The organism is Pseudarcicella hirudinis, assembly GCF_900115665.1.
GTDB classification, from domain to species: domain Bacteria; phylum Bacteroidota; class Bacteroidia; order Cytophagales; family Spirosomataceae; genus Pseudarcicella; species Pseudarcicella hirudinis.
Map to the genome: position 1 here is coordinate 22,298 of NZ_FOXH01000002.1, position 19,158 is coordinate 41,455.

15 protein-coding genes are annotated in these 19,158 nt (G+C 40.2%); 7 read left to right on the forward strand and 8 right to left on the reverse strand.

The window, feature by feature from the left end; genetic code table 11:
* Position 1: 1 nt before the first annotated feature.
* The 6 genes from BM179_RS03135 (at position 2) to BM179_RS03160 (ending at position 10,410) form a co-directional block, all read left to right on the forward strand.
* Positions 2–1,375, forward strand: coding sequence for a RagB/SusD family nutrient uptake outer membrane protein (locus BM179_RS03135; protein WP_092012093.1), 1,374 nt, complete (start codon positions 2–4; stop codon positions 1,373–1,375).
* A gap of 82 nt (positions 1,376–1,457) precedes the next feature.
* Positions 1,458–2,939: a TlpA disulfide reductase family protein gene (locus BM179_RS03140; protein WP_092012096.1), complete on the forward strand. Its 1,482-nt coding sequence runs from the start codon at positions 1,458–1,460 to the stop codon at positions 2,937–2,939.
* Positions 2,940–3,010: 71 nt separating this feature from the next.
* Positions 3,011–4,138, forward strand: coding sequence for an AhpC/TSA family protein (locus tag BM179_RS03145; RefSeq protein ID WP_092012099.1), 1,128 nt, complete (start codon positions 3,011–3,013; stop codon positions 4,136–4,138).
* Positions 4,139–4,270: 132 nt separating this feature from the next.
* Positions 4,271–5,341: a PLP-dependent cysteine synthase family protein gene (locus BM179_RS03150; protein ID WP_092012102.1), complete on the forward strand. Its 1,071-nt coding sequence runs from the start codon at positions 4,271–4,273 to the stop codon at positions 5,339–5,341.
* Positions 5,342–5,379: 38 nt separating this feature from the next.
* Positions 5,380–7,425 (forward strand): protein-disulfide reductase DsbD family protein, encoded by a 2,046-nt coding sequence (locus BM179_RS03155; RefSeq protein WP_092012106.1) that lies wholly within the window; start codon positions 5,380–5,382, stop codon positions 7,423–7,425.
* Positions 7,426–7,551: 126 nt separating this feature from the next.
* A complete protein-coding gene (locus tag BM179_RS03160; protein WP_092012109.1) occupies positions 7,552–10,410 on the forward strand; it encodes a M16 family metallopeptidase in 2,859 nt (952 codons plus the stop codon).
* Between the two features lie 91 nt (positions 10,411–10,501).
* On the opposite strand, the gene BM179_RS03165 is transcribed toward BM179_RS03160, so the two are convergent.
* The 8 genes from BM179_RS03165 to BM179_RS03200 all read right to left on the reverse strand — a co-directional run bounded on the left by BM179_RS03165 (position 10,502) and on the right by BM179_RS03200 (position 17,963).
* On the reverse strand, positions 10,502–10,897 hold the full coding sequence (locus tag BM179_RS03165) for an OsmC family protein (RefSeq protein WP_092012112.1): 396 nt from the start codon (positions 10,895–10,897) through the stop codon (positions 10,502–10,504).
* Entirely contained in the window at positions 10,897–11,790 is an 894-nt protein-coding gene (locus tag BM179_RS03170; protein ID WP_092012115.1) for a pirin family protein, read from the reverse strand. Before BM179_RS03170 ends, BM179_RS03165 begins: the two co-directional genes overlap by 1 nt.
* A 211-nt stretch (positions 11,791–12,001) precedes the next feature.
* Entirely contained in the window at positions 12,002–12,901 is a 900-nt protein-coding gene (locus BM179_RS03175) for an alkaline phosphatase family protein (RefSeq protein WP_092012118.1), read from the reverse strand.
* Positions 12,902–12,951: 50 nt separating this feature from the next.
* On the reverse strand, positions 12,952–13,860 hold the full coding sequence (locus BM179_RS03180) for a metallophosphoesterase family protein (RefSeq protein ID WP_092012121.1): 909 nt from the start codon (positions 13,858–13,860) through the stop codon (positions 12,952–12,954).
* A gap of 30 nt (positions 13,861–13,890) precedes the next feature.
* Positions 13,891–15,042, reverse strand: a complete 1,152-nt coding sequence (locus BM179_RS03185; protein ID WP_092012125.1) for a TIGR03364 family FAD-dependent oxidoreductase — start codon at positions 15,040–15,042, stop codon at positions 13,891–13,893.
* Between the two features lie 59 nt (positions 15,043–15,101).
* Entirely contained in the window at positions 15,102–16,397 is a 1,296-nt protein-coding gene (locus BM179_RS03190; RefSeq protein WP_143095141.1) for a DUF5690 family protein, read from the reverse strand.
* A gap of 3 nt (positions 16,398–16,400) precedes the next feature.
* Complete coding sequence (locus BM179_RS03195; protein ID WP_092012132.1) at positions 16,401–17,099, reverse strand: HAD-IA family hydrolase; 699 nt, start codon at positions 17,097–17,099, stop codon at positions 16,401–16,403.
* Between the two features lie 288 nt (positions 17,100–17,387).
* Positions 17,388–17,963 carry a helix-turn-helix domain-containing protein gene (locus tag BM179_RS03200; protein WP_092012135.1) on the reverse strand — a complete coding sequence of 192 codons (576 nt, stop codon included), beginning with the start codon at positions 17,961–17,963 and terminating at the stop codon, positions 17,388–17,390.
* A gap of 259 nt (positions 17,964–18,222) precedes the next feature.
* On the opposite strand from BM179_RS03200, the gene BM179_RS03205 reads away from it, so the two are divergent.
* Positions 18,223–19,050 carry a phosphatase PAP2 family protein gene (locus BM179_RS03205; RefSeq protein ID WP_092012138.1) on the forward strand — a complete coding sequence of 276 codons (828 nt, stop codon included), beginning with the start codon at positions 18,223–18,225 and terminating at the stop codon, positions 19,048–19,050.
* Positions 19,051–19,158 lie beyond the last annotated feature (108 nt).

Genomic DNA, 19,158 nt, shown 5'->3' on the forward strand with positions numbered 1-19,158 from the left:
GATGATAACTATCCATAAAATATTCAAAGGCAGTTTTATTGTCGCAGCGATCAGTTCGGTCTTTTTATTGTCGTCGTGCGAAAGTTTTGTAGAGTTGGGCCCTCCGCCTACCCAAACCGTTTTGGGGGATGTATTTAAAACAGATGCATCAGCCTCAAGTGCAGTGCAGGGTTTATATACCGGAACGCCTATGCCTACAATGATTTCAAATTATTCGTTTTTTCTGGGAATGTCAGCAGACGATATTCAATACAACACACCAAGTACCTTATATGATGAGTTTGAAAACAATTCAATAACCGTACTGAATGGATTCAATGAAAATACAATCTGGTTTTATGCGTATCAGTTGATTAAAAATGCAAATAATGCGCTGGTTGGGCTTAATAATACCCAGACACTTACACCGGCAGTAAAAGATCAATTGACAGGTGAGGCAAAATTTATAAGGGCATTTGCTTATTTCTACCTTGTAAATCTCTATGGTGATGTTCCGATGCCACTTACGGGCGATGCTGACTATATGACTAATGCGAGTTTGTCGAGAACGGATTCAAAATTGGTCTGGACACAGATCATTTCTGATTTGAAAGATGCGCAATCGCTTTTGCCTGCTGCTTATGTTGGCACCTTTAAAGCCAGAATTAATAAATGGGCAGCAACTACTTTATTGGCAAGGGCATATCTGTATAACCAGGATTGGGCTAATGCTGAGTCTCAGGCTTCTCAGGTAATTAATTCAGCGGTTTATAGTTTGCAGACCCCGGCGAATACTTTTATCAATACCAGTCCGGAAATTATCTGGCAGGTTGCAAACCTTACCGGAGTATCTGCGTTCGGAGCTAACTATCTGGCATCAGCGGGAGTAATTCCGACTTACTCTATGTATGATACCCTTTATAATTCATTTGAACCGGTTGATTTACGCAAAAGCAACTGGGCTGGTGTGTCGAATATCGGAGGTAAAAACTATTATTTTGTCAACAAATATAAAGTTAGAGCCGGAACCGGGAATGAGTATAATATCATGCTTCGTTATGCAGAATTGTATCTGATCCGTGCTGAAGCCAGATTGCAGCAAAACAATCTGAAAGATGGGAAAACCGATCTTGAAGTAATCAGAACCAGAGCAGGATTAGGAGCCCTGAATGCTTCTCTGAACCAATCACAATTGCTATTGGCTGTTGAACAGGAGAGAAAAGTTGAGCTGTTTGGTGAATGGGGACATCGCTGGCTTGATCTGAAACGAACCAATCGTGCAAATGCTGTGATCGGCGGTCAGAAACCAACCTGGAAATCCACCGCAGTTTTGTATCCGATTCCTGAAAACCAAAGAATTTCCAATAAAAACCTTACCCAGAATCCGGGGTATTAATGATTTTCCGCAAGCATTGTACTTTTCAAAAGAATGGCAATGCTTGCTAAATCTGCTTAAACATTCATAACCATAGCACTTCATGCAAAATTATTGTAAGTTCATCGCACTTTGTCTGGTGGGATTGCTGTCGCAGACTGCTTTTTCACAGAAAACAAAAACAGCTGACAAGGATACCACATTCAGTTATTATTCCAAACTGGCGGCCTCTGCTAAGGAGGAGGATAAAACCTTGTTAGAAAGAAAATTATATGATTTGTTGAAAAGTGAAAAAGAACAGGATTGGTTAACTGCCCAGCAGTTTTTTTATCAGCTTAAGAAAAACGGTATTTCAGATTCTATTGCAAAAGCTGATAAGATAAAATTTCCTAAAGGCCAGTTAGTAAGAAATGAGGAGGTAAGGGTTGTTTATGACGAACCGGATGCAGCTAAAAAAGAAGCTGCTTACCTGGCCTGGCTGAAGAAGTTTCCTCCTGCTAATTTCGGTACAGACAGAATTACGTATGACTATGCCCGAAACAGTTTAGCAACAGCCTACGCCAGAGAAGGGAATGTGAAAAAAGCGCTGGAATATGCCAATATGGTAAAAACTCCGGTTTGGAAAGGAGAGGGCTGGGCAGGCACCGCCAATGAACTGGCAAAAAAGGGATATTTAGCCGAGGCAGGCATTTTGTTTCAAAAAGCACTTGAAAATTCTTATAAATACATGACCACCAATAAGGAGGATTATGGCGCTCAATTTGCGGCGATAGGTTATCCAGGCTATTGTACTTCTCTGGCTGATATTCTGTATAAAGAAAAGAAATATGAGAAAGCGTTGAAATATATCAGACTGGCTCATGATAACAGCAAAGGAGTAAGAGCCAATATCAATTCAACTTATGCCGATATATTAATTGCGCTGGGAAAAGATCAGGAAGCCTTTGAGATGATTAATGAAACGGTGAAGGAAGGATTGGCCACCCTTGATATGAAAAAGAACCTTAAAACACTTTATGCGAAAGTGAAAGGAAGCAATGAAGGGTATGAGGAATATATGGAGAGTCTGAATAAAATTCTGGCTGCAAAGGTCAGAAAGGACCTGGCAAAACAAATTATCAATGTGCCTGCTCCTCAGTTTACCCTGAAAGATCTGGATGGAAATACAGTGTCCTTGAAGGATTTTAAAGGAAAAACGGTTGTTTTGGACTTCTGGGCAACATGGTGCGGACCTTGTAAAAAGTCATTTCCTGCTATGAAAAAAGCAGTTGAGAAGTTTCAGGCTGATAAAGATGTGAAATTCCTGTTTGTTCATACCTGGGAACACGGTGATAAAAATGCTTCTGAAAATGCCCGTAAATTTGTTTCGGAAAAAGCATATCCTTTCCAGGTATTAATGGATTTACAGGATGAAAAGACTGGTTTGAATAACGTGGTGGATAGTTTTAAAGTGACGGGAATTCCTACCAAATTTGTCATTGATAAGGAGGGAAACATTCGTTTCAAATTTACCGGATTTGCAGGAGGAGATGATGCTGCCGTAGAAGAAATTACAGCCATGATTGAAATGTCAGAGAAAAAATAATTAATCACAATGCCGGGTATAACAAGCCCGGCATTTACCCAATAATCCTTATTTAACTTCAACAAAAAAAGATGAAAAAACTATCATTGACGCTGTGTCTTACAGCTTTGTCAATCGGGACGATCTTTGCCCAGGGCAAACCGGTTAAGCAGGAAACGTACAATCTTTCCGGGAAAATAGAAGGGTTGACAAACCAGAAAATTTATCTTTCCAATTACGATGGGAAAAAAGTACATGTTGATTCCTTAACCAGTACTGACGGAAAATTTGCCTTTAAAGGGGTATTAGACCATCCTTCGGTTTACAATATATACCTGACACAGAGAGATCGCTTATCGGTTTTCGTTCAGAGCGGATCAATTACCGTTACAACCTATAAAGATTCTGTTTCAAAAGGAATCGTGAAAGGTTCGGCTTTACATGAAAAATGGATGGTTCACAGAAAAGAAATGGAAGCAGCATATGCGCTGATGAGCAAAGCTGATAAAATGTACCAGGAGTTTTCCGGAAAAGGGAAAAAGAAACCTGCCGATAGTCTGGAAAGAGAGAAAGCAGCTCATAAAGTGTTTATGGCAGGAGAAGCATATGCCGATAGTGTCTGTAATCATTTTATCTCAACTAATCCCAATTCAATCATCAGTGCCTTTATTATCAACAGCTATTACATGCGTCCGGGTTCTGAAGAGAAAATGATGAAATATTATAATTCGCTCAGCGCAGAAGTGAAAGCTTCATTTTTTGGGAAAGAGATAAAAAGCTTATCAGATAAACTGGCGGTGGTTGATACCGGTAAAATGGCTCCTGACTTTTCTATGGCAGACACTACCGGGAAAAGTATCCGCTTATCCTCGTTGAAAGGGAAATATGTACTGGTAGATTTCTGGGCAAGCTGGTGCGGGCCGTGCCGTAAGGAAAACCCGAATGTGGTAAAGGCGTATAATGAGTATCGTGATAAAGGATTTGAAATCATCGGCGTTTCTCTGGATAATAAAAAAGAGGCCTGGTTAAAAGCCATTAACGCTGATAAATTAACCTGGATCCATGTCTCAGATTTGAAAGGCTGGCAAAATGATGCCGCTAAATTATATGCGGTAAGTGCTGTTCCGATGAATTTTTTACTGGACAAAAACGGTAAGATTATCGGTAAAAACCTGAGAAGCGAAGAATTACATAAAAAACTTTCAGAAGTAGTACGTTAGTGATTTAATAGGGGGTTGACGGGGTCAGAAGTTTTCTGACCTCCGGAAACTATTTGCCCGGAGTATGCTTAAAAATTACTTTTTTATAAAGAAACCACCTCATTTAAGAAGTCATTTCTCAAGCGTAAAAACATGCAGTCAACAACAAAAACAATCGGATTAAATAAAGACCTTCAGGAAAAATTCAATCATTTGTGGCATTTGGTAGGCAATACCCCCATGATGGAGATTTTCTATACGTACCGGGGGCAATCCCGTTCCCTGTACGTAAAATGTGAGCATTATAACCTGACCGGAAGTATCAAAGACCGAATGGCTTTGTATATCCTGCAACAATCTTATCAGGAGGGTAAAATCAATGCCGGAGATTTAATTGTGGAAGCAACCAGTGGGAGTACCGGTATATCCTTTGCCGCAATTGGCCGCACATTGGGGCATCCTGTACAAATTATCATGCCCGACTGGTTAAGCAAAGAACGAACGGATATCATAAGTAGCCTGGGAGCCAAAATTACCTTAATCAGTAAAAAGGAAGGTGGTTTTCTGGGGAGTATAAAATTTTCGGAAGAGCTGGCCGCCGGTGATCCCTGTATTTTTCTGCCCCGGCAATTTGCCAATCGCTATAATGCAGATGCTCATCAGCAGACAACCGGAAAAGAAATCTGGCTTCAGTTGCAAAACATTGATATTACTCCTGATGCATTTGTAGCAGGAGTTGGCACCGGAGGAACAGTGATGGGTGTAGGGCGTTTTCTCAAATCCAGAAAGCCTGATATCCGTATCCATCCGCTTGAACCGAAGGAATCCCCAACCCTTACCGCAGGTAAAAAGATAGGGACTCATAGAATTCAGGGTATTTCTGATGAATTTATTCCGGAAATAGTCAAATTGAATGAGCTGCACTTTCCGGTTCAGGCAAGTGACGGAGATTCAATTCTGGTTGCACAGAAACTGGCCTCTCAATTGGGAATAGCAGTAGGAATTTCTTCAGGGGCCAATCTGATAGGAGCCATCAAACTGCAAAATGAAATGGGAAGATCTGCCCGAATCGTTACCATTCTTTGCGATAGCAATAAAAAATACTTAAGTACAGATCTGATGAAGGAAGAACCTGTCAAAAACGACTATCTATCACCGGAAATTGAATTTACTGATTATCGTCCGATAAGTCGTTTACCAATTTCTTTGCCAAATCTTATTTAATTAACCACATTTCTTTTCATGAAAGGGTCTCGTTTCTTATGAAAAAATACCTTGTAATTTTCCTGCTCTTATTGACCCGGTTTTGTCCGGCTCAAATCGAACATCCTGTCACCTGGGCGTTCAAAGCAAAAGCGATCAATGATACAGACGCATTACTGACATTGACGGCTACGATTGAAAAACACTGGCATATTTATTCTCAGCATATTGAGGGTGGAGGCCCCGTGCCTACTTCCTTTACATTTACCAGATCTGAGGATTATGACCTGATGGGTTCAGTAGCTGAAAACAGTAAACCCACGAAAGCCTTCGACCAGTCGTTTAACATGAATATCCTCTGGTTCGAACATAAAGCTGTTTTTTCTCAAAAAATAAAGCTGAAAAAGCCTGGTACAACCGTAAAAGGAAGTCTTGAATTTATGGTCTGCAACGACGTACAGTGCCTTCCGCCGGATCAGGTAGAATTTTCGATTCCGGTTTCTCCGGAGAAAACAAAAGAGAAAAAAAGTACTGAAGATGTTCATGGCAACCCTATCAGCAAAGACTCTGTTAATGAAACGGTTTTTAAGAAGGCTGTTCAGCCGGAGATACAGGAAAACCCGCTGGATATTGAACAGAAATCTAAAAAAAAAGCAGTATCTCAACCTCTCTGGCTTACCTTTTTAGCAGGACTTTTAGGAGGATTTGCCGCGATTTTAATGCCTTGTATTTTTCCGATGCTGCCGATGACAGTGAGCTTTTTTACCAAGCAAAAGGGTTCGAAAGCGGACGGAATACGGAAATCAATGCTGTACGGCTTGTCGATCATAGTCATTTACGTCAGTTTAGGCTTGTGCATCACGGTTTTTTTCGGAGCAGATGCCTTGAATAACCTTTCAACAAATGGCATTTTTAATTTTGCTTTTTTTGTGTTGTTATTAGCTTTTGCCGCTTCGTTTTTGGGAGCATTTGAGCTAATGCTGCCTGCTTCCTGGCTGAATGCAGCTGATTCTAAAGCTGACAAAGGGGGATTCTTAGGGATTTTCTTTATGGCAACTACTTTGGCGCTGGTTTCTTTCTCCTGTACCGGACCAATTATCGGAACACTTTTGGTTCAGGCAGCCACAATGGGTCAGATTTTAGGACCCGCCGTCGGCATGTTCGGTTTTGCACTGGCCTTAGCTTTGCCATTTACTTTGTTTGCCATGTTTCCTTCCTGGCTGAATGCTCTGCCAAAATCAGGAGGATGGCTGAATAGTGTGAAAGTCGTCCTGGGATTTCTCGAACTGGCTCTGGCCCTGAAATTCCTGTCAAATGTTGACCTGGCGTATCATTGGGAATGGTTTGACAGAGAAGTTTTTCTGGTATTGTGGATAGTAATTTTCGGGTTCATGAGTTTGTATCTGCTGGGAAAATTAAAGTTTTCGCATGACAGTCCTTTGGTTTTTATTTCCACCCCAAGGTTATTTCTGGCTATTATATCAACCTCATTTACTTTTTATATGGTTCCTGGACTTTGGGGAGCTCCTTTGCAGTCAATCGCAGCTTTTTTGCCTCCTCAGCACACACAGGATTTTGACCTGTACACCGGAAGTCTCGGAGGGATGAGTTCATCCGCCAGTGAGCATCGTGTCTCCGTAAAATACAGTGATATTTTTCATGCGCCTTTAAATCTGAATACTTTTTTTGATTACGAGGAAGGGTTGGCTTATGCCAGAAAAGTGAATAAACCTGTTATGATTGACTTTACAGGTCATGCCTGCGTGAATTGTCGTAAAATGGAAGCGACAGTCTGGTCTAAACCGGAAGTGTTGAAACGGCTAAGAGAAGATTACGTTCTGATTCAACTCTATGTAGATGATAAAACAGAGCTGGCAAAAAATGAACAGACTACATCTGTCTATAGCGGGAAATTCATTAAAACCATTGGCAATAAATGGAGCGATATGCAGGCACAGCGGTTCAATGCCAATTCCCAGCCATATTATGTATTGTTTGACAGCAATGAAAAGTCGTTGGTAGCTCCGCAAGGTGCTGATTATGAGCCGGAAAATTTTGTGAGGTTTTTGGATGAAGGGAAAAAAGTTTTCCGGGAAAGAAAGTAAAAGATTTTTGGATAGAAGCGTGTTGACAGAAAAACAGGAAGGTGTATCAGCAGGAAGAAAAGGGGCTATCAAAGGTTGGGAATCTATATAAACCTAACCCGTTTTCTTCTTTAAAAAACAACAAAAATGAAAAACATTAAACTATGTTTCGCAATGCTTTTGTGCTTTGCGTTGATTAATTCAGCTTTTTCACAGGCAAAATTGCTTGAAAAGGTAACAAAAAAAGGAAATGAGCTAATTATTCCTTATGAAAAATACGTATTATCAAACGGACTGACCTTACTGATTCATGAAGACCATTCTGATCCTGTGGTTCATGTTGATGTTACGTATCACGTAGGTTCGGCCAGAGAAGAAATCGGGAAATCCGGTTTTGCCCATTTCTTTGAGCATATGATGTTTCAGGGTTCGGACCATGTTGCGGATGAGGAACATTTCAAGCTGATTACTGAAGCAGGGGGAACCATGAACGGAACTACAAACCGCGACCGCACGAATTATTTTGAAACCATTCCTAAAAATCAGTTGGAACGTGCACTTTGGCTGGAGTCTGACCGGATGGGTTTTTTGCTGGATGCTGTTACCCAGAAAAAGTTTGAAGTACAAAGAGCAACTGTAAAAAATGAAAGAGGCCAGAATTACGACAATCGTCCGTATGGTCTGGCCGGAGAGTATATAGCAAAAACTTTATATCCCTACGGTCATCCTTATTCATGGCTCACTATCGGATATATTGAAGACTTAAACAGAGTAAATGTAAAAGATCTCAAAGATTTCTTTTTACGCTGGTATGGTCCTAATAACGCTACATTAACGATCGGAGGAGATGTTGACGTGAAACAAACTCTCAGATGGGTTGAGAAGTATTTCGGTTCTATTCCTAAATGTCCTTCGGTCACAAAAACTATTGTTCCTGCTTTCAGACTTGAAAATAACCGTTATGTTTCTTATGAAGATAATGTGCGTTTCCCGATGTTGCAGGTTGTATTTCCGACGGTTCCGGCATATCATCCTGACGAAAAAGCACTGGATGTTTTGGCAGAAATTCTGGGAGGAGGGAGAACTTCAATTTTTTACAAAAACTTCATAAAAACACAAAAGGCTATTCAGGTTTCTGTGAGCCATCCAACCACTGAGCTGGCCGGAGAGCTGACTCTTTTGACTTTGCCGCTTCCAAATACCAAACTGGAAACGATGGAATCTTTGATTCGTCTTTCTCTCGAAGAATTTGAAAAGAGAGGTGTTACCGATGATGATATTGCTCAATTTAAAGCGAGTTATGAGTCGAACCTGATTCAGAGTCTTTCAAGTGTGGCGGGAAAGGCTTCTCAATTGGCAGGCTTTCAGACCTTCCCGGGAAATCCGAATTATTTGCCTGTAGAATTAAAAGCCGTGCAATCTGTTACAAAAGAAGATGTAATGCGTGTTTATAATCAGTATGTAAAAGGTAAAAATGCTGTTTTTCTCAGTGTTTATCCAAAAGGTAAAAAAGACCTGATTTTAGCTGCTGACAACTTTACAGCCTCTACGGCAAATTACAAAGCACCGGATTACGGGTATAAGGGTTTGAAATATGTCAAAGCAAAAGACAATTTTGACAGAAACCAAAAACCATCTCCGGGAGCCAATCCTGAATTAAAAGTTCCGCCTTACTGGACAGATAAACTGAAAAATGGTATTAAAGTGATCGGAACAACATCAGATGAAATTCCGGCTGTTACTTTATCAGTGATCTTAAAAGGGGGGCATACTTTATCAGCAAATGATTTATCGAAAGTAGGAATTGTACCACTTACTGTTTCAATGATGAACGAATCAACGGAAAGGCATTCATCAGAAGAACTCAGCACGCAATTACAGAAACTGGGAAGTACAATTTCATTTAATTATGGCGCGGAAGGGGTTTATGTAACGGTTAATTCCCCTGTGAAAAACCTTGATGCAACACTTGCTGTTCTGGAAGAGAAAATGTTCCATCCAAAATTTGCTGCCGAGGATTTTGAACGGTTGAAAAAACAGCAACTTGAAGGGATTTCAAACCAGAGTACACAGCCGGTAGCCATTGCCAGTCAGGTATTTGATAAATTGTTGTATGGACCCAAAAATGTTCAGTCGTACCCAATAAGCGGAACGCTTGAAACGGTAAAAAATATTAGTCTTGAAGACGTTGTACAATTTTACAGGAATAATTTCTCTCCTTCCAATACCCAGATCGTGGCAGTAGGCGCTATTCAGAAATCTGCATTAATTCCTAAACTTTCATTCCTGAACCAATGGGAGCCGAAGAAGATTTCATTACCGGAGAAACTCAGTGAAACGCCGTCATTTAATACAAAAATTTACCTGATTGATAAAGAGAAGGCTGCTCAGTCAGAAATCAGGATCGGGTATCTTGCAGGCTTGCCTTACAGCCCGGTTGGGGAGTATTACAAAAGTTTTGTGATGAATTATATCCTGGGCGGGGCTTTTAACAGCCGGATTAACCTGAACCTGAGAGAAGAAAAAGGTTATACATATGGTGCGCGTTCCTCTTTCAGCAACACCAGGTTACCCGGAGCATTTACTGCGCAGGCAGGCGTAAAAGCGATGGCTACAGATAGTTCTGTGGTGGAATTTTTGAAAGAAATAACCAATTATGCCAGAAACGGAATTACAGAAGACGAGTTGATTTTTACGAAAAACTCAATAGGTCAGAGTGATGCCCTTAAATATGAAACACCTTCTCAGAAAGCTTCATTTTTGGGCTTGATTCTGGATTATCCTGAAATCGCCAATTTTGTGACCGAAAGAAAAGAGCTGCTGAGCCATATCACAAAAGCTGAAATTGATCAGCTGGCAAAGAAATATTTACAGCTCGACAAAATGATTATTGTAGTAGTGGGAGATAAAAAAATGATTAAACCGGGTTTGGATAAATTAGGATATGAAGTGGTAGAAGTTGATAAAAATGGTCAGCCGGTATCTGCTGTCCCTTTAAAACCTTAAGGTCTTAGTTTGGAGTAGAATAATTTAGTTAAAGATTGACTAATGAATCCCTCTGGCTAGGGGGATTCATTGTTGTTTTTGTGAAGGCAGATTAAACCAATGCAGTTTCAATTTCTATCGAATGTGTGAGAGTCTGATGCATCGGGCATTTGTTGGCAATAGCCAGTAAGCGTGTTTTCTGTTCTTCAGAAAGTACCCCGACAAGCTCAATGTTACGTTTGAGATGAGAAACATTCGCCTGAATATCTCTTGAAAAAGAAACATCCACATTTATTCCTGTAAGTTCAGCCCAACCCTTTCTGTCGGCATACATGCGTAAAGTAGCGCAGGTACATGCGCCCAAAGCGGAGGCTAAGAGTTCATCCGGGGAGAAGCCAAGGTCTTTTCCGCCTGAACTGAGAGGTTCGTCCGCAATGATATGATTGGTTGCAGATTTAATCTCTGTTTTATAAGGTTCTTGTCCGATACTTGCTGAGATACTTGCCATTATTTTAACTTTAGATTGGGAGATTCTTGTGGAAGCGGAACAAATTCTGTTTCTCCGGGTACAGGGACAAAAGATTGTTCCTGCCATTTCATTTTGGCATTTTCAATATGTTCATGATCTGTTGCTACAAAATTCCAGTAAATCAGACGGTCTTCAGGGAGAGGTTCTCCGCCGAAAATATAAACCGTCGTATTTTCCGCCATTTCAAACTCACATAACTGGCTGTTTTTTGCCACTAATAATTGTTTGGGACCAAATGTATTTCCTTCTCCTTCCACACTTCCCTCTAAAATATAAAGCCCTGCTTCACCATATAATTCACTCCCGATTGAGACTTTTTGAGCACTTGTACTTTTTATTTCCAGAAAATACAATGGACTGTAAACAGGAACAGGGGATTCTTTTCCGGCAAATGAACCTGCCACAAGTTTATAAGACAAACCCTCTGATTTCCAATGAGGTAAATCCTCTTCAGCGGCATGGAAAAAGGAAGGTTCCATTTCTTCCAGCTCTTTGGGTAATGCTACCCATATTTGTAATCCATGTAATATTTTTTCTGAATGACGAAGGTATTCCGGCGTTCTTTCCGAGTGTACAATTCCGCTTCCGGCTGTCATCCAGTTGACCTGACCCGGCTTAATTTCGATTTCTGTCCCCAGGCTGTCTTTATGCATAATATTGCCTTCAAACAGATAAGTTAAGGTGGACAGTCCGATGTGAGGATGAGGAGGAACATCCATATTTTGATGGTCGCTTAATCTGGCAGGTCCCATATGGTCAATAAAGATGAATGGACCGACCATTCTTTTCCCCTGAAAAGGCAGGAGCCTTCCCACCATAAAATTACCGATATTGCGTGGGCGTTCTTCAATAATCAGATTAATATTAGACATGGTGCTGGTGTTGTTATATTTAAATTTCTGTTTCTGAATTTCAGGATTAAAATTGACTTTTTGAACAGAATGTCTGAATATTTAAAAGGATAACCTGAAAAGATTTTTTGGGGAAGTATGTTTCCACAAAAAGTACGTCGCATTAACTTCAAAAGGGCAGAATTATCTCTGAATTTCAGATAACTCTGCCCTTTTGGGTATAAAATGCTGATTACTTTCCGATGAAAATGTTTTTAACTGGTCTTCCTGTCCAGAGCTGAGGAGGATTTAACCCTAAAACCCAGGCAATGGTAGCGGCTGTGTCGTAGGTAACTATACTTTGTTTGATTTCGCCTTTTTGTCTGACAGCTTTTCCGTAAGCAATCCAGGGAATTTCAACTTCCACCAATGTTTTTCCGCCATGTCCTTTGTTAATACCACCATGATCTGCTGAAAGTAAAACAAGCGTTTCATCAGCTATTCCGGCCTCATCCAGCGCATTAAGAAGTTGTTTGACATACTGATCCAGTTTATTCACCTGGTTGTAATACGCTTTGGTATCATGCCCGGTTTCATGCCCTACATGGTCAACTTCACCGAAATGAATAAAAAGAAGGTTGGGTTTTTCTTTTCTGATGTATTCAGATGCATTCAGGCAAGTAAGGCTGTCTCCCGTTATATTTTTGAAATAACTGACACATTTTTTTTCGAACAGATATCCAATTCCCGGCCACTCGAAAATTACAGCGGTTTTTAGTTGTGGTTTTTGTGTTTTGGCGAGGTAAAATACAGAGGGGAATAAGCCATACTGAGTAGTGTCTTTGGAAGGAAGTTCCGGAACTTTACTTCCCCATTCAGTAAAACCATGTAATTCAGGGCCGGCTCCCATTATCATAGAAGCCCAGTTTACTGCACTGGAAGAAGGTAAAACACTTCTGGCATGGAGTGTCCAGGCACCATTTTGCATCATGTTTTTTAAAGTAGGGGCATTCGCTTTCGGAATGGCATAAGCGCCCAGCCCATCTACTCCGATGAGAATAACATGTTTAACATTTTTCAATTGAGCCAGACCTACAGAAAGCGTAAGTAACTGGATCAGGCAAAACAGAGAGATACGGATTATATTTTTCATATTGATGTTTTGAGAAATCCTTTTGAGACTTCCGGTTTTTAAAGCATTTTTCAGATTTTGTGAACAATGTACTCGTTTTCAACCCTGCCACTGGCATATAATTTTAACAAGCCATAGCCCGGAGCTGTTTCATGGAAATAAGAAGGTCCGGCAGAGTTTTTGTCGCCAGGTTCCCACCAGAACCCGCTGACAGCCCCGTTGCAGAAATAATGCACATCATTATACCAGGCTCTGTCCAGCAAGTGATTGTGTCCGCTCAGGCAAACCCTCACTTTATCTTTGTGTTTGTAAAAAAGAGATTTGAGTTTTTTATGATCAGTATGCTGTCCGCCTTCAAATGATGGAGTTACCCCAAGAATCGGATAATGTGAGAGTAACAGCGTTGGCGTACCGGGAGCCAGTTTTTCCAGTTCTTTTTCTAACCATTCGTATTGTTTTTCGTCAAGGGAAATCTCGTCATGGTTTCCATCCAGAATAATGAAATGCCAGCCTTTTTTGCTAAAACTGTAAAATCGGTCAGGAATACCAAGTCTTTTTACAACATATGGTTTCCCATACATTTCATCATTGGTGTTGGGAGCATCCCACCACATATCATGGTTGCCCAGGCAGCTATGTACTTCGTATTTTTTTCTTACCGACGACATACAATCATCCCAGATTTTCCATTGTTCCAATACTCTTTCTCTTTTGATTCCTTTATAATCCGCAGCATAAATGGAATCTCCGCCATTCAGAAAGAAATCCGGCTGATGTTTGTTTATGATTTCAGCCAGACATTTTTTGAAAATTTCGGGAGCATGATACTCAGGTCTTATGTGAACATCCGTGATATGTGCCACTGTGAGCAGAGGTTTTTCCACAGAGGGAATGCTTTTAGCCTGTGTTTCTCCGGCAGAAAGTAATGAGCCGGAGGCGGCTATCAGGGAAGTTTTACTCAAAAATGAGCGTCTTTTCATGGTTTTTGATATGTTTGAAATTTAAAAAAATCAAAGCGTTTGGGATAATACTTCAGTAATCACCTCCTCTGCCAGACCGAATGACAAGGTCATTCCTGCTCCGCCCATTCCATTTACAATCCACACATTTTCAGCAGGCTGATAAACAAAATCAGCTTCACCATTGGTTCTTTTAGGATAGGTTCCGTTCCATGATTGTGCGATTTCCCAGTTTTTGAAAGAAGCAAACTCTTTTAAGTAGCTTACAATCAGCTGATTGATTTCAGAACGATCGAACGGATCGAGATGAAGCCCGTATTCATGGCTGTCGCCTATGGTTAATTCTCCTTCTCCGTTCTGAGAAACCATCACATGAATGCCGTTTTGCAGATATTCAGGCATGTTTTCCTCATAATGTTTCTTCAAGGCAGCAAGAGAAGGTGCCATTTCAAAACCCTTGTAGTGAATCAGTGACAAACCACCGCATAAAGAAGGCCCGATTCTCCAGTTTTCAGGCTGAGAAACGATCCGCATCATTTGAAGTTTACATTTTGTAAAATGGTTTTCAGCAAATATTTCCGGATACAAAGTTTCAAAATCTGCTCCGCTGCAAATGAAAATTTTATCTGCATGATAGGTTTTCTTGCCTGAAAAAACGGTATTCCCCTCTACTCCTGAGACTGCCTGACTGAAATGAAATCCGATATCGTATTTCCTGCTTAAATATTCCGGGAGCTTTTGTATCGCAACTCTTGACTCTACGATCATCTCATCTCCGCTCCAGAGTCCTCCTTTGAGTCCGGCAGGATTGGCAGCGGGAGTTTTTGCCAGAACTTCTTCTGTATTCAGCCATCTGATGTTTCTGACTCCGGCATTTCCTTCTGCAATTTCCTGCATCACTTGTGCTTCCAGTTCAGAATAGGCCAGGTGAATGCTTCCGGCCTCTTCATACCATAATTCCGCTTCATCACAGATTTCTTTCCAGATACTTCTGCTTTTCATGGCTCTGTTATACATTTTGCCATTGGGCTGACCGATTGGCCAGATCATGCCAAAGTTTCGGATAGAGGCTCCTACAGCTTTTTCATGACGTTCAAAAACCTGTACCTTATATCCCTGAATTGCCAGACTTCTGCTGATGGCCAATCCGACTATACCAGCGCCTATTACAATAGCGGAAGGCTGGTTGTCAATTTGCTTCATATGTTAAACGTTAATTTGTTTCCTGAATGATTTGATTTAAATTTCTGATAATTAAATACTTATGTTTTATTTGTTGCTATATGAGTACTTAATTTGTGCTTGAAATAGAAAAGAGAAAGGATAATCAGTAAAATGCCTGAAAAACCTACGAAATAGATACAGCTCATAAAAAAGCCGCTCCAGGTAAGATGCAAAGTGCCGAAACCTTTGAGCATAGAGACTGTCATACTGCCTAAATACCCAAAAGAATCTGCCAGATACATGATAAACCCGACATTCCCCGAAATCTGATAAGTAGCAAGCATCCGTTCAAAATAAATGCAATTGAAAGGAATGTAGCCGATATAAAGACCAACTCCGGTAAGTAGATACCACCAGTAACCGGTCAGCTCACCTTTTGAAAATAAATAAGTTACCCCTAAAGTGATCACAAGACCACCTACAGAAATCCAGTGACAAAGTATAAAGGCTTTCCGGTTATCACGAATGATGATAAATGTGCCCATTACCGCTAAAACGAGCAATGTTGTGCCGATTTCGGTTTGGGCGAAAATGATGCCTGAACCATTTAAACCAATGTCTGAGAGAATTTCAGGGGCGAAATTGTCACGGAAATCCCGGAGAATTGTCAGCATGGTATAAGCTATAATGACCATTACCAATCCTCCTAAAAACCGCGCAAGAAAGGCTTTCCTCTCCTTTGTCTGCATGGGTTTTCGTTCACTTCTCAGAGAATTATCCTCGAGGTCCGGAGGAGGAATTGTAGAAAGCAGACGAGTGAATAACAAGGTAGGAGAGAGAAACACTGCACCGATTACAAAAGGCATCCATTGTTCATTGATATGCTGAACTTTCAACAGCCATTCTCCGGCAGATTTGGCAAAACCCGAAGAAAAAATAAAACTGGAGGTGAGTAATGCTCCCATGAGTTCTGTTGTTCTTCTGCCTTCGATATAACTGAATAGAAGTCCCCAGATCATCCCTAGAGGAAAACCATTCAGGAAAAAGAAAACGATGTTATAAGGAGCCGGAACGAGTGCAAAACCCAGTAAGGCTATCCAGGAAATTAAAAGGAGTTTGTTGATGAGTAAGGCCTGATTATTTCTTTGATTTTCAGCAATGAACTTTATCCCGAAAAATTTACTCATCATGTACCCGAGTACCTGTGCGCATACGAGCCAGACTTTATAATCCACGCCTGCAAACTGCATGTGATCATATTTGGCAGCAATGAAGGCTTTCCGGATAATAAAGGCCGCACTGTAGACAGAAAAGCAGATGAACGCACTGTAAATGGTGATAATCCATTGCGGTTGTCTGCTAAGTCTCAGGCTGATGGCTGGAAAAAAGTTCATGGTTTAGTTTAAGTTTGTTCCGGCAAGAATCGGAAGTAAATCAATCATGTCATCAATGATGAAAGATGGTTTGTAAGGTTCCAGGGCCTCTCTGGTAAATGCTCCGGTTGTAACTGCTACGGAATATTTGCATCCTGCATTTATGCCTTCGTTGATATCAACTTCGGTATCCCCGACTTTAACTACCTCTTCACTGTTTTTGACTCCGGCCTGTTCCATGATTTTCTGAATCATATATGGATAAGGTCTTCCCTGCGGAACTTCGTCGCTCGCTACCAGAAAATCTACCAGCCCGTTTTCAAGCCAGCCAAGTCTCGTCAGAATAATATTGGCAATGTCTTTTGAAAAACCGGTATCAAGACCAATTTTCACCTGCTGAGATTTTAATGAACGGAATACATTTTCCACATTCGGAAGGGGATCGATAGAAAGGCTGTTTTGATAGAAGGCAATCATATTGTCAACAAAACAAGTATGAATTTTATCAATCAGACTATCAGTAATGAGGGTTGTATCAGATTCATACTGATCCAGCATCATTCTGATAGCTACATTTTTCTTGTAACCCATTAAAGCATTGACTATTTCAGTAGGAATAGCATAACCGTAAGTTTTCATGGCTTCCTGAAAGCATTGGGTAACATTTCCTTTATCGTGAAAAGTGGTTCCTGCCAGATCGAAAATAACTAATTTGATGTTCATGAAATTAATTGGATTGTATAGATATATTGAAATGTTAAAATGCCGGCTCTTTGAATTGGTTGTTTATTATTAGTAACAAAAGTCTTTAAATTTGAATTATAATTTAGTATTTGTAAACAATCAAAGCGTAAATTTAAAGAATGCCTGCGAAGATATGAGGCTTTTTCAGATCTTTTTCTCATTCAAATGTTAAATAATATTAAACATTTGTGCAAAACAGAATGCAAAAAGGCGAAGTGTTCCTCTTCGCCTTTTAAAAATGATAATGTGAGATCAGCTAATGCGTTATCAGGTGTTTTCCTGAAAGAAATAAATTACTAAAAGCATCGCTTCTTCTTCATTAAGTGCTTTCAGATTATGAAGTTCATTCGCATCATAAAAGAGAGAATCCCCTTCATTCAATATGTATTTTTCTTTTCCGATGGTATATTCCACTGCACCTTTCAGTATGTATTTAAATTCATAGGCATTGGTGCGTACCATTGGCCGTTTTGCATTAGTCTGCAAACGAAGAATAACCACGTCAATATGATTGTCTTTGAATTTTTTGCTGAAAACACGCTGATAATGAAAGCCTTTGGCATTTTCCTTCGTAAAAGGAGTATAATCTTCTTTTCTTTTTACCACAACTTTCTGTGAAGAAGAACTGATAATGTCCTTGAAAAAAACATTCAGGTCAATATCAAGTGCCTTGATCAGCTCGAGCATTACCGGTAGAGATGGAATGGTTCTGCTGTTCTCTATCTGAGAAATCAGACCTTTGGTAACTCCTGCTTCATTGGCAATTTCCTGAAGCGTTACGCCTTTTTGTTTTCTGATTTCCTTAAGCTTATTACTGATTTGAAATAAAATATCTTCTTGCATAGGTCAATTTTGAAAAAACAAATATACTGTTTCTTATTTCAATTGCTGAGTAAGGATGAGTTTGCCGGAGCATATTTTACCGGAATATAATCATAACTGTACTGAAGGAGTGCTGCTGAAATGGTATAAACACCGGATTGCTCCAAATAAGAGCCAAACAACTTCTGTTTACAGGATCTAAGGAACTCTTTCCACAATTTTATTGGTTTTTACCGATATTATTCCGATTTTCAATTCGTTCACAAAAGCATCAGGCCTTATGAGGAAAGCCATTATTATCCTTTTTTTGTTGGTTATTTTTATCAGGACAACTTCCGCTCAGAAAGATTCCACTTCCCGAATTTATGAAGTTAATCGTAAATATGAACTGACTGGTTCGGTTTTAGGGGTGGGTTTATCTTTTTTCGGGTTCAAGGAACTTGACCGCGTAGCTACAATGACAGAAAGTGATGTAATGAAGCTAAATCCGAATGACCTCAATTCTTTTGACAGACCGATTGCTTTCAAGGATCCTGCCGGATTTGCAAATGCTCAGGATAAATCTGATCTTTTCCTCAATGTTTCCATTCTCAGCCCTGCCTTGCTAATGATTGATAAGAAAATGAGAAAAGACTGGCTGGATTTGCTTACACTTTATATGGTAACTCATGCCATAGACAATGCGGTTTATTTCGCCTGCGCTTATCCGATAAGACGTCCGAGGCCGCTGACTTATAATCCTGCACTTGATATAAAAGATAAAACAGGTCTGGCCAAGAGCAATTCATTCTTCAGCGGGCATGTATCTTTCAGTACAACTTCTACCTTCTTTCTGGCAAAAGTCCTGACAGATTATAACCATATCAAAGGCCTTAAACGGATTCTGATTTTTACGGCTGCGGCAATTCCTCCGGCGCTGGTCGGGTATTACAGAACAGAAGCGGGAAAACATTTTAAGACAGATGTGATTACAGGTTTTATAGTCGGAGCAGTTTCCGGGATTCTTGTACCGGAATGGCATAAAAGAATGAAGAAAAATGATAAAATATCACTGAGACCTTTTAGCGGTACAGATTTCAGTGGCTTAGCCCTGAATATCAGAATATAGACTGTTTCAGAAAGCTGTAAAAAATGATAAATTTCTGTAAAACTATAGCTTAAAAACGGAACAATACCTTAATATTCCGGTTTTGTTTAATAATGCTCTTTTGCGTAC

Coding starts and splice junctions, on each gene's coding strand:
- BM179_RS03145 (WP_092012099.1), top strand. CDS start 3,011: ATGAAAAAACTATCATTGACGCTGTGTCTTACAGCTTTGTCAATCGGG.
- BM179_RS03185 (WP_092012125.1), bottom strand. CDS start 15,042: ATGAAGCAAATTGACAACCAGCCTTCCGCTATTGTAATAGGCGCTGGT.
- BM179_RS03180 (WP_092012121.1), bottom strand. CDS start 13,860: ATGAAAAGACGCTCATTTTTGAGTAAAACTTCCCTGATAGCCGCCTCC.
- BM179_RS03205 (WP_092012138.1), top strand. CDS start 18,223: ATGAGGAAAGCCATTATTATCCTTTTTTTGTTGGTTATTTTTATCAGG.
- BM179_RS03135 (WP_092012093.1), top strand. CDS start 2: ATGATAACTATCCATAAAATATTCAAAGGCAGTTTTATTGTCGCAGCG.
- BM179_RS03170 (WP_092012115.1), bottom strand. CDS start 11,790: ATGTCTAATATTAATCTGATTATTGAAGAACGCCCACGCAATATCGGT.
- BM179_RS03175 (WP_092012118.1), bottom strand. CDS start 12,901: ATGAAAAATATAATCCGTATCTCTCTGTTTTGCCTGATCCAGTTACTT.
- BM179_RS03155 (WP_092012106.1), top strand. CDS start 5,380: ATGAAAAAATACCTTGTAATTTTCCTGCTCTTATTGACCCGGTTTTGT.
- BM179_RS03140 (WP_092012096.1), top strand. CDS start 1,458: ATGCAAAATTATTGTAAGTTCATCGCACTTTGTCTGGTGGGATTGCTG.
- BM179_RS03160 (WP_092012109.1), top strand. CDS start 7,552: ATGAAAAACATTAAACTATGTTTCGCAATGCTTTTGTGCTTTGCGTTG.
- BM179_RS03195 (WP_092012132.1), bottom strand. CDS start 17,099: ATGAACATCAAATTAGTTATTTTCGATCTGGCAGGAACCACTTTTCAC.
- BM179_RS03200 (WP_092012135.1), bottom strand. CDS start 17,963: ATGCAAGAAGATATTTTATTTCAAATCAGTAATAAGCTTAAGGAAATC.
- BM179_RS03150 (WP_092012102.1), top strand. CDS start 4,271: ATGCAGTCAACAACAAAAACAATCGGATTAAATAAAGACCTTCAGGAA.
- BM179_RS03190 (WP_143095141.1), bottom strand. CDS start 16,397: ATGAACTTTTTTCCAGCCATCAGCCTGAGACTTAGCAGACAACCGCAA.
- BM179_RS03165 (WP_092012112.1), bottom strand. CDS start 10,897: ATGGCAAGTATCTCAGCAAGTATCGGACAAGAACCTTATAAAACAGAG.